Source organism: Pulveribacter sp., assembly GCF_032079985.1.
Taxonomy (GTDB): Bacteria; Pseudomonadota; Gammaproteobacteria; order Burkholderiales; family Burkholderiaceae_C; genus Melaminivora.
Map to the genome: position 1 here is coordinate 14215 of NZ_DAMATK010000011.1, position 14750 is coordinate 28964.

A 14750-nucleotide genomic window follows, 5' to 3' on the forward strand; every position below is an offset into this window, starting at 1 on the left:
ATATGACCCTCCATCCCTCTTTCTTCTACTCGCCTCCCCTCCTTCTTATCGGAAAGGGCGGCAGATGCCCAGGTGCATCACCAAGGCGCCCGTGTCACTGGGCTGGCGGGTAGCCGGCTTCCCCCAGCGCGTCGGCGAAGTCCTGCCGGTCTTCCGCCGATTCGATCTTGACCAGCCTCGAATGCAAATCGACCTCGATCTTGGCGACCGGATCGACGAGCTTGCACGTCTTCATAACGGTACTGGCGCAGTGTCCGCAGCTCATGTCCGGGAGATTCAATTCGATCATGGCAAGTTCCTCAAAAAAGTGGCTGAAGGCAGCATCGTCAAGCCTGTCACCGTGTCAGACTCAATAGAAGTGGTTAAAAATTTTCTTGTCGGAGGGGCTTGACCTTGCCATGATAGTAAGGTTGATCATGCAAACCAGCGCTTGGATTTCAGACGCTAGGAGCCAACCATGCAGACCACGACGACGATGCCAGCGAGCCTGGCGAACCTAAACTTACAGAAGCTGGGCATCGAGTTGCCGATTGAGGGCATGACCTGCGCCTCTTGCGTGTCCCGCGTTGAGAAGGCGCTGGCCAAAATTCCCGGCGTCGAGCGCGCCAGCGTGAACCTGGCGACCGAGAGCGCGAGCATCTCGGCATCAAGCCAGGTCGACCTCGCCACGCTTCGCGCCGCGGTGGAGAAGGCGGGCTATTCCGTGCGCAACGATGAGGCGAGCCTGTCTATCGAGGGAATGACTTGCGCCTCCTGCGTCTCGCGTGTCGAGAAGGCGCTGCGCAAGCTCCCGGAAGTGACTGCCGCAGAAGTGAACCTCGCGACAGAGAAAGCGGAAGTCCGGTTCGTGGGCCGCGCCGACGAAGTGCTACCCAGGCTCGTGGCCGCCGTCGAGAAGGCGGGATACGCTGCGAAGCTTCCCCAGGAAACCGATGGAGCCTCGCAAACTGCAAAGGCGAGTTGGCCAGATTGGTGGCCGGTCGCTGTGGCCGCCGCCCTCTCGCTTCCCCTCGTGCTACCCATGCTCGCCATGCTGTTCAACGTTGACTGGGCTCTCCCCGGGTGGTGGCAGTTGGCGCTTGCCACTCCCGTACAGTTCTGGCTAGGCGCCCGCTTCTACCGCTCCGCATGGAAGGCCGTGAAGGCGCGAGCGGGCAACATGGACCTGCTTGTCGCGCTGGGCACGTCGGCCGGCTATGGCCTCTCTCTCTACCTGCTCATCGTTGGAATCGGCCACGAGGGTCACGGCGAGGCGCCTCACCTCTACTTCGAGGCCTCCGCGGTTGTGATCACCCTGGTTCTACTTGGCAAGTGGCTGGAAGGCCGCGCCAAGCGCCAGACCACCGAGGCCATTCGGGCTCTTAATGCGCTGCGCCCTGATACCGCTCGAGTGCGTCGCGGCGACACCGATGTTGAGGTTCCAGCCGCCCAGGTGAAAGTCGGCGACGTTGTGGTGGTTCGCCCCGGCGAGCGCGTGCCCGTTGACGGCGATATCCTGGAAGGATCCACGCACGTGGACGAGTCGCTCATTACGGGCGAAAGCCTGCCAGTGGCGAAGGTGCCCGGCGCGAAGGTCGTCGGGGGCTCAGTGAACGCGGAGGGGCTGTTCACGGCCAGCGCCACCGCAGTCGGCGCAGAGTCCACTCTGTCGCGCATCGCGCGGATGGTCGAGTCGGCCCAAGCCAAGAAGGCGCCCATCCAGCGCCTGGTCGACCAGGTGAGTGAGGTCTTCGTCCCGGTTGTACTGGTAATCGCCGTCATCACCCTCATCGCCTGGGGCTTGGCCACAGGTGACTGGGAGCGCGCGATCCTCAACGCCGTCGCCGTTCTGGTCATCGCCTGCCCGTGCGCACTGGGGCTTGCCACGCCCACCGCCATCATGGCCGGCACAGGAGTGGCCGCCCGCCGAGGCATCCTGATCAAGGATGCGGAGGCCTTGGAAGTCGCCCACAACGTAAAGATCGTCGCGTTCGATAAGACTGGCACCCTTACCGAAGGCAAGCCGCGCCTGGTGGCATTTGAAGCTGCCGACGGCGACCACGCGGGCCTTCTGCGCCTGGCCGCGAGCGTGCAAGCGGCGAGTGAGCACCCTCTGGCCCGCGCCGTCCTGGACGCGGCTAAGGAGAACTTGGTCAGCATCGCTCCAGCGCAGGACGCTCAGTCCGTCGCGGGCCGTGGCATGGCGGCCAAGGTGAAGGGGCAAGCTCTCAGCCTTGGGAGCTCCCGCTGGATGCAGGAGCTAGGCGTCGACCTCTCCCCGCTGACCTCGCGAGCCCAGGAGTTCGAAGACGAGGGCCGAACCGTGTCGTGGTTGGCCGAAGGCGCTCAGCCCGCGCGGCTCGTCGGCCTGCTGGCGTTTGGCGATGCAGCGAAGGCCACCGCCAAGGAGGCGGTCGCGAGCCTGCGGGAGCAAGGCGTCAGAGTCGTCATGGTCACAGGCGACAACAAAGGCGCCGCGCGCGTCGCGGCCCAGGAGCTGGGCATCGACGAGGTTCGCGCCGAAGTTCTGCCGGCGGACAAAGCGCGGGTCGTCTCCGAGCTCAAAGCGAGCGGGCTGGCCGTGGCGATGGTGGGCGACGGCATCAACGACGCACCTGCATTGGCGGCGGCCGATGTGGGCTTCTCGATGTCCAGCGGGACCGAGGTCGCCATGCATGCGGCCGGAGTCACCTTGATGCGTGGCGATCCGCGCTTGGTGGGCGACGCAATCGAAATCTCGCGCAAGACTTACGCGAAGATTCGCCAAGGCCTGTTTTGGGCTTTCGTCTACAACGTGGTTGGAATCCCTCTCGCAGCGTTCGGACTGCTCAACCCCATGCTCGCCGGAGCCGCGATGGCGTTCTCCTCAGTGAGCGTGGTCGCCAATGCATTAACCCTGCGCCACTGGAAAGGAAGGTCCGCATGAAAACGATCGGTGATGGAATGAACATCGGGGAAGCCGCCGAGAAGGCGGGGGTAACGCCTAAGATGGTGCGTCACTACGAGTCGCTGGGTCTGCTGCCAAAGGTCCACCGCACCGAGTCGGGTTATCGCGTGTATGGCGAGTCGGAGGTTCACACGCTGCGCTTCATCAAACGCTCAAGGGACTTGGGCTTTTCGGTCCCCGTAATCGGCGAGCTGGTGAAGCTTTGGCAAGACCGCAGGCGGTCAAGCGCAAGCGTGAAGAAGGTGGCATCCGCGCACCTTGCGGAGCTCGACCGCAAGATCATGGAGATGGAGTCCATGCGAAAGACGCTGGGACACCTGATCCACTGTTGCCACGGCGATGACCGCCCGGATTTTCCAATCCTTGGAGATTTGGAGAGCTTCGTCGCCCCAGCCACAACGAAGGCAAAGGTGAAGCCGCAGACACTGAGAGCCTCGGCCAAGGGAACAGCGTGAACGGTAGGCGCGAATACGACTTCGAAAGCAGCCGTGCATACAGGATCCTGCCAAGAGCCACCACCCTATTCAGGGGCGTACAAGTTACTGCTAGACGCCCGGATGAACCGCCCCGGGTTTTGAGGAGGCTCTTTTCTCTGAGAGGATTGAGCCATGAGCAAGAAGTCGAACCAGTTTTCACCCGAGGTCCGCGAACGCGCTGTTCGCATGGTGCGTGAGCATCGTGACGAGTACCCCTCGCTGTGGGCGGCCATCGAATCCATTGCCCCCAAGATCGGCTGCGTGCCCCAGACCCTCCACGAATGGGTCAAGCGCGACCAGATCGATACCGGCGTGCGTGACGGCATCACGACATCCGAGCGTGAACAGATGAAGGCGCTGGAGCGCGAGGTCAAAGAGCTGCGCAAGGCCAACGAGATCTTGAAGCTGGCCAGCGCGTTTTTCGCCCAGGCGGAGCTCGACCGCCGTCTGAAGTCCTGAACCACTTCGTCGATCAGCATCGACAGGCCTACGGGGTCGAGTCGATCTGCAAAGTGCTGCAGATCGCCCCGTCAGGCTATTGGCGCCATGCCGCCCATCAACGCAACCCCCAACCGCGCTGTCCGCGCGCCCAACGTGACGACACCCTGGTGCCGCACATTGAACGCGTCTGGCAGGCCAACATGCGGGTCTACGGCGCCGACAAGATCTGGAAGCAGATGAACCGGGAGGGAGTGGTCATTGCACGCTGCACGGTCGAGCGCTTGATGAAGTGCCTGGGCTTGCAGGGCGTGCGCCGCGGCAAGGTGGTTCGCACCACCATCAGCGATGCCAAGGCACCGTGCCCGCTGGACCGCGTCAACAGACAGTTCAAGGCCGAGCGGCCCAACCAGCTGTGGGTCTCGGACTTCACCTACGTTTCAACCTGGCAAGGCTGGCTGTACGTGGCCTTCGTGATCGACGTGTATGCCCGGCGCATTGTGGGTTGGCGGGTCAGCACCTCCATGCACACGGAATTCGTTCTGGATGCCCTGGAGCAGGCGCTGTATGCCCGGCAACCCGAGCGTGATGGCGCCTTGATTCACCATTCCGACAGGGGGTCGCAATACGTCAGCATCCGCTACAGCGAGCGGCTTGCAGAGGCTGGCATCGAGCCGTCGGTGGGCAGCAAGGGCGACAGCTACGACAACGCTTTGGCCGAGACGATCAACGGGCTGTACAAGGCGGAGGTGATTCATCGACGGGCTTGGCCAACCCGTGAATCGGTGGAACTGGCAACGTTGGAATGGGTGTCCTGGTTCAACCATCACAGGCTGCTCGGACCCATCGGATACATCCCGCCGGCAGAGGCTGAGGCAAACTACTACCGGCAACTCGCCAGTCAGCCCTCCATGGTGGCGGCCTGACTTAAACCAACCGGCCTCCACGATTCCCGGGGCGGTTCAATTGCTAACCTAGGGACGAGGCTGTTGGTCAAGGGCGAGGGCGATTAATGACCGGTTAGTAAGATTGCTGCCCTCTACGGTATGGGGCGCGAACGACTGAGATCAGCCTGAAACAGACCGCCCCACCGCCCACTCACCTTCGCTAGGAGGAAACGAAAAGCGCCTGAACCTGAGGCCGTTTCGCGTTTCTTAATGTGGAATCTTCTCGACGAACTTTATTTGCACCCGACGCACTTTATTTGTTGGAGTCACTGCGGACGCAAACGGAAGCCGCCCTGCTGTGAGTCACGGACTTAGCCAAATCGCAAAACTTACCCACTAGCCCAGCACGCTGCTCCGTGCGCATGTCGGCAGAGAGTGCCAACCGCAAGTCAGCAAGGTCCAGTCTATGTTCGCAAAGTCCACTCTCTGTTAGCAACAACCACGAGTTTTTGCCCCTGAGGCCCAAACCAGGGCACTTGGCTTTTGGCGAGTTCATGTAATCCAAGTAATGCGGCAGTTTCTGTCGCGTCTCGCCCGCGATTTCGCGCGCGCCATGCGTACGCTCGTTTGAACCGCCGAATCTTCCCCATGAAAACCGCCCTTCAAACCTTCAGCGCCTGGCTGAGCAAATGGCTCCCCTTGCCTGCTCCCTCTGGTCGCGCGCAAGCGCAGGACGAGCCCTCCTGGCTTGAGCGCCCCGCCCGCCTGGGCGTGCTCTTTCTGGACTTCGATGGTGTCCTGCACGTGGGCAACAGCGGCACCTTCGAGCTGCTGCCCGATCTGGAGGCGCTCCTGCGCCGCTACCCCGACGTGGACGTGGTGGTCAGCTCTGCCTGGCGCACGGCCGACCTGTCCTACCTGCGCACGCTCTTCAGCCCGGACATCGCGCCGCGCGTGATAGGCACCACGCCCGACCTGGAGGCGCAAGGCCTCAAGCGCGAGCACGAGATCCGTCAGGTGCTGTTTCGCCACGGCATTGCGCGCTGGGTGGCGCTGGACGACAAGCCTGAGTTCTTCCCGATCTACCGGCGCCAGCTGGTGGCCACCGAGTTCAAGGTGGGGATCACGGCTGCGCACCTGCAAGAGCTGGCGGAGCACTTTGAGCGCTGGCTCGTAGACGCGAACGGCCCAGTTGCATCCGAAGAGCGGTAAAAAGCTGGACGCTCGCACTGCTACTGTCCGCCCATGCCGCCGCCGCCTCATCCCCAGCTGCTCGCCATCGTCTCCGTGGATCGCGCCGATCGCGTGCTGTGCCAAAACCCCGGCTGCGGCCATGGCGTGCATGCCGCAGTGCACGTGGTACTCGAAGGCCTGCAGCTGCTGGTGCTGGGCTCCACCTGCTACAGGCGCCGCTACGGGCAGGCTGCCAGTTCCACGCCGGTCTTGGCGGGTAGCAGTTGGGGGAGCGGACAGCGGCTGAGCGATGACGACCGCGCGCTGCTACAGCACAACACCGCCGCGCTCATCGAGCGATTTCGCGCCAGGCTGCAGGACGAGCAGCAGGCTGCAGCCCAGCTGGCTGAGCGTCAGCGGCTACAAGATCGCGAGCGCGAACAGCTCAGGCGGGAGTATTTCGCACAGCTTCAGCGCCAGGCCCAACAGCAAGACGCCCTGCGCGCCGCGCAACCAGCCGTAACGCCAGCGCCGGCTCCCCAGCCCCACCCACGCGCGCTTGCCGCCTCACCAGCCCCCTTGCCGGGCGTTGCGAGCGCACCGAAAGCGACAGGCAGCCCCTGGCCCTGGCAGCATCCCCACAACACGTCTGTGGCCGTCATGCGCGATCGCGAAGGCCAGGCCTGGGTGCGTGTGCAGCACTGCAATGGCCGCCACATGCTCACCCCTTGGCCGGTTTTTGAAGGCTGGGAAGAGGCTCTACCGCCGGTGTGCGGCCAAGCCAATTTAGCCGTGCACGCTTATGTGGTGCCAGACATAGTGGCAGCCCTGCGCTGGATGACCGCTCACGGCTTCAGCGCGCCTTTGGTCGGTGCCTGGGCACAGGTCAGGCCTGCCTCAAAAAAACCGTGACCTTCACCTCGTGGAGACCTACCAATGAAGACCACCCTTCGCATGCCCCGAGAGCTGGAGCAGCGCCTTGCCCTGTGGGCGCAGCGCTTGGGGCTCAGCCGCCAGGCCCTCGTTGTTCAGGCACTGCGTGCAAAGCTGCCCGAGTCCCCCCAGCGCAAACGCAGCGCAGAGTGATTGCTCTTGTCCATTCAAAGTTTTCAGGCCTGGGCCAAGCTCAGCCGCAGCGGCGACGCGATCCAAACGCATCCTCTCTTAGACCACCTGTCAGACGTTGCCGCCGTGATGGCGGCACTGCTGCATTTGCCGGCAATTGACCGGGCGCTTGAGCAGTGCGCGGGGCGGCGACTGGAGAAGACCGACAAAGCGCGCCTGGTCGTGCTCGCCTACCTGCACGACATCGGCAAGGCCAATGCAGGGTTTCAGGGGCGCCTTTGGAGCGAGACCGAGCAAAAGCCCCAAGGCTGGATTGCCCCGTTTGCCGGTCATGGCCCGCAAGGCTGGGCGCTGATCGAACAAGCGCTTGAGGGCATGCACTGGCCCCGACGCATCCTGGCAGGGCTGCCCCTGGACGCGATGCAGCAGTGGGGAGACGCCTGGCTCACGCTTTTGCGCGCCAGCATCAGCCACCATGGTCGCCCAGTGCAGGCCGAGGGCGGCGCCGCGCTGTGGAAACCCATCGAGCACGCTGGCCAGGTACTGTACGACCCGGCGCACGCCGTGGCGGCCATGGGCCAGGCCGTGCAGCGGCAGTTTCCCGACGCATTCATCAGCGCGGAACACGAACTCCCCGATGGAGCGTCCTTTGCGCACCTGTTTGCCGGCCTCGTCCAGCTGGCCGACTGGCTTGGGTCGGATACGCGGCCAGGATTTTTCCCCTACAGCCAACCAGGCGAAGACCGCAGCGCCACAGCCTTAGAGCGAGCCCGCCATGCGGTGCAGGCCATCGGCCTGGACCAGGGCAGCGCACAGTTGCGCGAACGTGCAACGCATGCTGATTTTGCGCAGGTGTTTGACTTGCCCGCACCTCGGCCCATGCAAGCGGCAATGGCCACCCTGGGCCTCGGGCCTGTCGTCGTGCTGGAAGCAGAGACCGGCAGCGGAAAAACCGAGGCGGCGCTGTGGCGGTTCTTGCACCTGTGGCGCACGGGCCGCGTCGATGCGCTGTACTTTGCGCTTCCCACCCGTGTGGCGGCCTCCCAGCTGTATGAGCGTGTGCTGCATTTCGTAGGCCGCGCGTGGAAGGATCGCACTCCCGTTGTCGTTCGGGCCTTGCCTGGGTATGCAGCTGCGGACAACCACGGCTATGAGCCACTGCCAGGCTTTCAAGTGCTGTGGCACGACATGCCCCAGGACCACGATGCAGAAAGGCGCTGGGCAGCAGAGACGCCCAAGCGCTACCTGGCCGCGCCGATTGCCGTGGGCACCGTTGACCAGGCATTGCTTGCGACGCTGCAGCTCAAGCATGCGCACCTGCGCCAGGCACTGCTGGCGCGCAGCCTGCTGGTCATCGATGAGGTACACGCCTCCGACGCCTACATGGGCCGCCTGACCGAACAGCTGCTGCAGGCCCACGTGGCCTGCGGCGGGCAAGCGCTGCTGCTGTCAGCCACGCTGGGCGCCGTGGCGCGCACCCGGTATCTGTCTATTGGTGCACGCCGGCCTGAAACGCCGCCGAGTCTGGCGCAAGCGCAAGTGCTGGACTACCCGGCGATCAGCCACCGCAGCGCTGGCGGTGCGCAGCTGATGGCGGTGCAGGGCAACCCGCAGCAAAAAACCGTGCATTGGCAAACGCTTGACGCCATCGATGAGCCCGAGCGCATCGCCAGCTTGGCTGTGCACGCCGCCGCGCAAGGCGCCCGCGTGCTGGTGGTGCGCAACACGGTGCCCGCTGCCGTTGCCACCTTGCAAGCGGTAGAGGCCTTGGCCCTTGCGCGGGGTCTGGAGTGCTTGTTCAAGGTCTCGGGTGTCAGCACGCTGCACCACAGCCGCTTCAGCCGTCAGGACCGTCCCCTGCTGGATGGGCAGGTGCAGTCGCAGATCGGCAAGCAGCGTACAGATCGGCCCGAGGGTCCGGGGCTGGTGGTGATCGGCACGCAGACCCTGGAGCAAAGCCTGGACATCGATGCTGATTTGCTCATCACCGACCTGTGCCCGATGGACGTACTGCTACAGCGCCTGGGGCGTCTGCACCGGCACGCGCGATGCAATCGACCGCAGGGCTTCGAGCAGGCGCGCGCCTGGGTGCTGACGCCCTCTGGGCATGACCTCTCCCCGCTGCTGCAGCGCCAACGCCATGGGCTGGGGCCGATTCGCATGCGGGGGCAACCCCTGGCAGGTGTCTATCTCGACCTGCGCGGCCTGGAGGCCACGCGCCGCCTGATCGATGCCGCGCCCACGCGCTGCATTCCCGCGGACAACCGGGTGCTGGTGGAGCAGGCCACGCACGGCGAGGCCCTGGATGCAGTGGCGCAGGAACTTGGTCAGGACTGGGTGCGCTTTGGCCAGGAATGCGATGGGCTGCGCAACGCCAGCGCCACCATGGCCAAGCTGCATGCGCTGGCGTACGACCAGGAGTTTGGCGAGCAGTTCTTTCCTCACGATGCCCAGGGCATCGGCACCCGACTGGGCGCGGCCGATCGGCTGGTGGTTTTTGACGATGCGCCTGCCGGGCCGTTCGGTCAGCCGGTGCAGCAGCTGGCACTGCGTCATCACCTGCTGCCACACGGTCTGGCAGACGAAGTCCAGCCCAGTCAGGTGCAGGCACTGGCGGATCAGCCTGGATTCACCTTCATGCTGGGGAGCCAGTGCTATCGCTATGGACGCTTCGGTGTCGAACGTCTGGCTCAAGAAAAGCAATGAAAAGTGCCTTCAGCCCTTGTAAATCAATGGCATCCAGCTATCAAAAACATACTGCGCTTGCAAAGGATGGTTCGACCCATGGCCAACACAATGCTTGAAACACCTTCCTGCGATGCATTGCACTGGAACGTGCTGGATGCGCCGTTGATCCGCTGGCGCGGCACTGGCGATGGGGCGCTGCAGACCACCAGCCTGCCCGAGTTGTTGGCGGCGATGGTTGCCGACCAGGTGCGCGATTTCCCTGCGCTGCGGGCGCACCAGCGCCACCCCTGGCACGCCTTCTTGGTGCAGCTGGGCGCCTTGGCGTTGCACCGGGCGGACGAGGAAGCGCCATGGCAGGAGGCCGGGCAGTGGCGTGCCGCCTTGCTGGCGCTGACGCCCGACGATCCGGATGGAGCGCCTTGGTGCCTGGTGGCGCCTGCGGACCGGCCGGCTTTGCTGCAACCGCCAGTACCCAATGAAGTGCCAGCCAAGTGGAGCAATCTGCTGACCACGCCTGATGCGATGGACATGCTGGTGACCTCCAAAAACCACGATCTCAAGGCGGAGCGCATGCGCCAGGCCCAGCCTGAAGACTGGCTGTTTGCCTTGCTCAGCTTGCAGACGCAAGAAGGATATTTTGGCGCTGGCAACCACGGCATCTCGCGCATGAATAGCGGTTATGGCAACCGCTCAGGCGTGGGCGTGGCACAGGTGGGCGCCTGGGGACAGCGCTGGCGCAGTGACGTGCATGTCCTGCTGACGCAGCGCGAGCGAATTGCTGGTGATCACAGCTTTGCATACGAGCATGGCCATGCCTTGTTGTGGCTGCTGCCGTGGTCAGGCGCCGAGTCGTTGGCGCTGTCATCGCTCGATCCGTTCTACATCGAAATTTGCCGGCGCGTGCGTCTTGCAGCCCCTCACGGAAAAATACAGGCCCACGCTTCCGGCAGCAAAACCACCCGCGTTGCTGCCAAGGACAGCAACGGTGTCACGGGCGACGCCTGGACGCCGGTTGAAAAGGCCAAGGCGAAGGCGCTCACAGTGTCTGCCGCCGGGTTCGACTACAAGCTCATGACGGAACTGCTGGCCGGTGAGCGTTTTGCCCATGGTGCCGCGTGGCGCCTCAACGGCTGGGCTTCCGACGCGCGCCTAGAGGTGCTCGCCAGAGCCGCCGTGCGTGGACAGGGCAAGACTGAAGGCTTCCATGAACGGCGCGTTCCCGTCTCGCCCAAGCTGCGCCGACTGCTGATGGACAACGCACAGCGTCCACTGGTGGCTGCACTGGCGCAAAAACATATCCATGCAATCGGCGACATGCGCAAGCTGTTGTGGAGCGCGCTGGCTGTACTGTTCGCCAATGGTGAGAGCGCCAATGGCAATGACGCCATCAGTGCCCGCGCCAGCCGATTCGCGCAACCCTTTGAAGCCCAGGAAGACGGCCGCTTCTTCACCGACCTGACTCAGCACGCCGAAGCCGAGGGCGAGCAGCAGAACGTGGTGTATATGCAGTGGCTGCTGGGACTGGCGCAGCGCGCCGAAGCGGTGTTGCTCCAGTCCTTTGACGCGGGCCCGCGCAGCGGCATGCAGCGCTACAAGGCGCGTGCCAATGCGCTGGCGCGCTTCCACGGTGGATTGCGTAGCGGCAAGGGCGCCTTGTCGGAGCTGGCAAGCCACTACGTCGCACAAAAAAACTCCCGTCCATCCGCTCCCGAAGGAGATTTGCCTTGTTCGATCCATCCGCTTCCCGCGCAGACGCCAGCACAAGCCCGTCCGGCGCCGGCCACCCCCAGCCAGCAGCTGCCCCTGCTGTGACGGTCAACCCGTTCAACGCCCTGGCCAGCTACGTGGAGCGGGCCGACCCAGGCGAGCGCGCTGCGCTGGCGCGCCTGAGCCCTGACGAGCCCCTGCGGCCCCACGAAATCGCCGCGCTGGCGCGGGCGTTGCTATCGGCCGGGCTGCAGCCTGAAACCTGGCGCACTGCCACTTGGCAACGCTGGGCGCTGGTGGCGCATGGCATCGCCCTGGCTGGGCATGACGGCCAGGGGCGGCTGGGCGAGCAGCTGGCGCGCGCGGGCGTGGCCGAGTCCCGCGTCAGCAAGCTGCTGACTGCGCGGGGACACGCTTTCACCCAGTTGCTGCCGCGTGTGTTGCGTCTGCTGGCCAGCAAGGGCGTGCGGCCCAACTGGCACGAATTGGGCGCACTGGTGCTCAAGGAAGGCAGTGCCGAGCGCGATGCACAGGCGCAGGCCGAAGAAATCCGCCTGCGTCTGGCGGGCCACTACTTCTCTGCGCTGAGCCGCAAGGAAAAAGCCGCCTGAGCCCTTGCTTTCACTGCACACGCGGACATCCCAGAAAACCCCTAGTCCGCGCCTCGTCCCTTTTTTCTCGTGTTGTCATCCTTCAGGAACCCTCATGACCCTGCCGCGCTTTTTGCAGATCCACACCCTGCACAACTACTCCGCCACCTTGCTCAACCGCGATGACGCGGGGCTGGCCAAGCGCCTGCCTTACGGCGATGCCATCCGCACGCGCGTGTCCTCGCAATGCCTGAAGCGGCATTGGCGCGTGGCGGATGACGCATTCGCCTTGAGCCGCCTGGACGTGCCCATGGCCGTGCGCTCGCGCGAGACGCCGCGCCTCATCAAGGATCGGCTGATGCAGGTTGGCGTGGATGAGTCCCTTGCACAGATCGCGGTGGAGGGTTTGCGCGCCGCCGGGCTGCTGGACAAGGCCAAGGACCTCAAGGGCCAGGAAGCCCTGGAAACCGGGCAGGCGGTGTTGCTCGGATACGCGGAAATCGAGTACTTGGTGCAGCGCTGCGCCACATTGGCTAGCGAGCACACGGAAGAAAAGGCGCTGAAGGCGGCCATCGCCGCCTTCTTGAAGGAAGAAAAGAAAAACATCGAAGCCCTGCGCCTGGGCAGTGGCCTGGAATCTGCCCTGTTCGGCCGCATGGTGACTTCCGACGTGCTGGCCAGCCGGGACGCCGCTGTCTATGTCGCCCATGCCTTCACCGTGCACGAGGCGCAGGTGGAAAACGACTATTTCACCGTGGTCGATGACCTGCTGCGCGAAGCGGGCGAGGCAGGCTCGGCTGGCATCTTCGATACCGAACTGGCCAGCGGCCTGTACTACGGCTATGTGGTGGTGGACGTGCCCCAGCTGGTTGCCAACCTGGAGGGCGTCCACATCAAGGACTGGGCCAGCGCCACGCCGGCCCAGCGCGAGCTGGCCGGCCGTGTGGTGCAAAGCCTGCTGCACCTGATCGCCACGGTGAGCCCTGGCGCCAAGCGCGGCTCCACCGCGCCGTTCGAGTGGGCCAAGTTCATGCTGGTGGAGGCAGGCGACTGGCAGCCGCGCAGCCTGGCGGGCGCCTTCCACAATGCCCTGTCGCTGCGCCAGCCAGCCCTGCGGCAGGCCACCGTGCAGCGCCTGGGTGATGAGATCGCAAAGCTGGACGCCGCGTATGGCGCACCGCTGGCGCGCCGCTATCTGGCGGTGGACGATGTGCAGGTGCCAGGCGCGCAGCGCCTGAGCCTGCAGGCGCTGGCTACCTGGGCGCAAAGCGCCGTGGTACAGGCCAGCGTGGAGGCCTGATGTGGCGCGTCATCTGGTACTTCAACTGGCCTCGCCCCTGATCGCATTCGGCGGCGAGGCCATCGACAACCTGGGCGTCATCCGGGACTTTCCGGCGCTGTCCATGGTGACGGGCCTGATCGCCAACGCGCTGGGCTGGGATCGCGGCCAGGGCGCCTGCCACAACTGCCTGCAGGAGCGTTTGCGCATGGGCTGCGTGCTGCAGCCGGGCGCGCGGCGCATTCAGGATTTTCAGACGGCACAGCTCGGCAAGGACGACAGGGCCTGGACGACCTGGGGCACACCCGAAGCCCGGGCCGGTGGCGCAGGCACTTATGCCGGCCCACACCTGCGCTACCGCGACTACCACGCAGACCTGCGCGCCTGGGTGGTGCTGCGCCTGGAGCCAGCGGAGCAGGCGCCCACGCTGGACGAAGTTGCCGCAGCGCTGGATCGCCCGGCACGCCCCCTGTTCATTGGCCGTAAACCCTGCCTGCCTTCAGGCCGGCTGGTGGCAGGCTGGGTCGAAGCTGCGGACATACACGGCGCCTTGCAGGCTGCCATGGCGTTGCAAGCTGGCGTGCAACCAGACCAGGACTGGCGTGCCCAATGGCCTGACGGAGAGGGCTCCCAGGCAGGCGACCGCCTGCTGGATGTCTGCGACGAACGCAACTGGATCAGCGGCGTGCATGGGGGCTGGCGTCCAGTACGTGAGGCGCCCTTGCGCGCAGTGGAGCACAACGCATGAGCACAACACCGCAACTGCATCTGCTGCACCTGCAGCCCGATGCCCGGCTGCTGGCGGCCTGGATGGCGCGGCACCAGGCACGTCACACGCGCCAAAGCACAGACCTGGGCGATGCGCTGCATGGCCTGCTGCGCGCGGCGCTGGGCACACACGCACCACAGCCATTTCGATACCTGGACGAGCACCGTGGCCTGTTAGCCTACACCGGGCTGGAGTCTCAGGCATTCGAAGCCCATGTCGCCAGTGCCGATCCGCTGGCGGCTCAGGCCCTGGGGCTGTGTCTGGCCGATGGCCGCCAGGGCTACCGCCTGCGGCCATTTCCCAACCAGTGGGCGCCAGGCCATGAGCTGAACTTCGACGTTCGCGTGCGCCCCACGGTGCGCGGTGCCAAGGGCGAGCAGGATGCGTTCTTGCATGCCGTTGCCCAGGCGGGTGGTCCGCAAGGAGCGCCACTACAGCGCGAAGCCGTCTATGCCGAGTGGCTGCGCCAGCATCTGAGCGCACGGCAGGGTGCCGAGCGCCAGCCTTGGCAGGGGGCGGTGGAGCTGCTGGACGTTCGGCTGAGAGGCTTTGCTCGCAGCAACGTGCTGCGCCGTACACAGGCACAGGCTGGCCAGGAGCGCGAGGGCAAGGCCGTTGAGGGGCCAGACGCTGTTCTGACGGGCAGGCTGCGTGTGGCAGATACGGCTGCTTTTGCACATCTGCTCGCGCGCGGTGTGGGGCGGCACCGATCCTTTGGCTTCGGCATGCTGCTGCTGCAGCCTGCCGGCTGA

The 14750-nt window shown here is 64.9% G+C and carries 13 protein-coding genes and 1 other annotated feature; of the genes, 12 read left to right on the forward strand and 1 reads right to left on the reverse strand.

Going from position 1 to position 14750, the window contains the following annotated elements; all coding sequences use genetic code 11:
- Nucleotides 1-94 precede the first annotated feature (94 nt).
- Nucleotides 95-289, reverse strand: a complete 195-nt coding sequence (locus RT282_RS16570) for a heavy-metal-associated domain-containing protein (RefSeq protein WP_008905329.1) — start codon at nt 287-289, stop codon at nt 95-97.
- 168 nt (nt 290-457) lie between these two features.
- Here RT282_RS16570 and RT282_RS16575 point away from each other — a divergent pair, with 168 nt between their 5' ends.
- From RT282_RS16575 to cas6e, 12 genes are all read left to right on the forward strand, one after another.
- A complete protein-coding gene (locus RT282_RS16575; RefSeq protein WP_008905330.1) occupies nt 458-2905 on the forward strand; it encodes a heavy metal translocating P-type ATPase in 2448 nt (815 codons plus the stop codon).
- Nucleotides 2902-3381, forward strand: coding sequence for a Cu(I)-responsive transcriptional regulator (cueR, locus tag RT282_RS16580; RefSeq protein ID WP_313316072.1), 480 nt, complete (start codon nt 2902-2904; stop codon nt 3379-3381). Before RT282_RS16575 ends, cueR begins: the two co-directional genes overlap by 4 nt.
- 153 nt (nt 3382-3534) lie before the next feature.
- Nucleotides 3535-4766, forward strand: a protein-coding gene (locus tag RT282_RS16585) for an IS3 family transposase (RefSeq protein WP_313316074.1) whose coding sequence is annotated in 2 segments (ribosomal slippage) — nt 3535-3826 and nt 3826-4766 — 1233 coding nt in all. Because the reading frame shifts where the segments join, the coding sequence is not laid out codon by codon here.
- Nucleotides 3816-3932: a sequence feature (AL1L pseudoknot), on the forward strand. (Overlaps the previous gene by 117 nt.)
- A gap of 609 nt (nt 4767-5375) precedes the next feature.
- A complete protein-coding gene (locus tag RT282_RS16590) occupies nt 5376-5939 on the forward strand; it encodes an HAD domain-containing protein (RefSeq protein WP_313316076.1) in 564 nt (187 codons plus the stop codon).
- Between the two features lie 33 nt (nt 5940-5972).
- Nucleotides 5973-6812 (forward strand): hypothetical protein, encoded by an 840-nt coding sequence (locus RT282_RS16595; RefSeq protein ID WP_313316078.1) that lies wholly within the window; start codon nt 5973-5975, stop codon nt 6810-6812.
- A gap of 24 nt (nt 6813-6836) precedes the next feature.
- Complete coding sequence (locus RT282_RS16600) at nt 6837-6986, forward strand: hypothetical protein (protein WP_313316079.1); 150 nt, start codon at nt 6837-6839, stop codon at nt 6984-6986.
- A gap of 6 nt (nt 6987-6992) precedes the next feature.
- Nucleotides 6993-9671: a CRISPR-associated helicase Cas3' gene (gene cas3 / locus RT282_RS16605; protein WP_313316081.1), complete on the forward strand. Its 2679-nt coding sequence runs from the start codon at nt 6993-6995 to the stop codon at nt 9669-9671.
- Between the two features lie 78 nt (nt 9672-9749).
- Nucleotides 9750-11465, forward strand: a complete 1716-nt coding sequence (gene casA, locus RT282_RS16610) for a type I-E CRISPR-associated protein Cse1/CasA (RefSeq protein WP_313316083.1) — start codon at nt 9750-9752, stop codon at nt 11463-11465.
- Entirely contained in the window at nt 11462-11971 is a 510-nt protein-coding gene (gene casB, locus RT282_RS16615; RefSeq protein ID WP_313316084.1) for a type I-E CRISPR-associated protein Cse2/CasB, read from the forward strand. Before casA ends, casB begins: the two co-directional genes overlap by 4 nt.
- Nucleotides 11972-12065: 94 nt before the next feature.
- Nucleotides 12066-13250: a type I-E CRISPR-associated protein Cas7/Cse4/CasC gene (gene cas7e, locus RT282_RS16620; protein WP_313316086.1), complete on the forward strand. Its 1185-nt coding sequence runs from the start codon at nt 12066-12068 to the stop codon at nt 13248-13250.
- Between the two features lies 1 nt (nt 13251).
- Entirely contained in the window at nt 13252-13977 is a 726-nt protein-coding gene (gene cas5e / locus RT282_RS16625) for a type I-E CRISPR-associated protein Cas5/CasD (protein WP_313316088.1), read from the forward strand.
- Nucleotides 13974-14750 (forward strand): type I-E CRISPR-associated protein Cas6/Cse3/CasE, encoded by a 777-nt coding sequence (gene cas6e, locus RT282_RS16630; protein ID WP_313316090.1) that lies wholly within the window; start codon nt 13974-13976, stop codon nt 14748-14750. Before cas5e ends, cas6e begins: the two co-directional genes overlap by 4 nt.

Coding starts and splice junctions, on each gene's coding strand:
- casA (WP_313316083.1), top strand. CDS start 9,750: ATGGCCAACACAATGCTTGAAACACCTTCCTGCGATGCATTGCACTGG.
- RT282_RS16575 (WP_008905330.1), top strand. CDS start 458: ATGCAGACCACGACGACGATGCCAGCGAGCCTGGCGAACCTAAACTTA.
- cas7e (WP_313316086.1), top strand. CDS start 12,066: ATGACCCTGCCGCGCTTTTTGCAGATCCACACCCTGCACAACTACTCC.
- RT282_RS16595 (WP_313316078.1), top strand. CDS start 5,973: ATGCCGCCGCCGCCTCATCCCCAGCTGCTCGCCATCGTCTCCGTGGAT.
- RT282_RS16600 (WP_313316079.1), top strand. CDS start 6,837: ATGAAGACCACCCTTCGCATGCCCCGAGAGCTGGAGCAGCGCCTTGCC.
- RT282_RS16570 (WP_008905329.1), bottom strand. CDS start 289: ATGATCGAATTGAATCTCCCGGACATGAGCTGCGGACACTGCGCCAGT.
- RT282_RS16590 (WP_313316076.1), top strand. CDS start 5,376: ATGAAAACCGCCCTTCAAACCTTCAGCGCCTGGCTGAGCAAATGGCTC.
- cueR (WP_313316072.1), top strand. CDS start 2,902: ATGAAAACGATCGGTGATGGAATGAACATCGGGGAAGCCGCCGAGAAG.
- cas6e (WP_313316090.1), top strand. CDS start 13,974: ATGAGCACAACACCGCAACTGCATCTGCTGCACCTGCAGCCCGATGCC.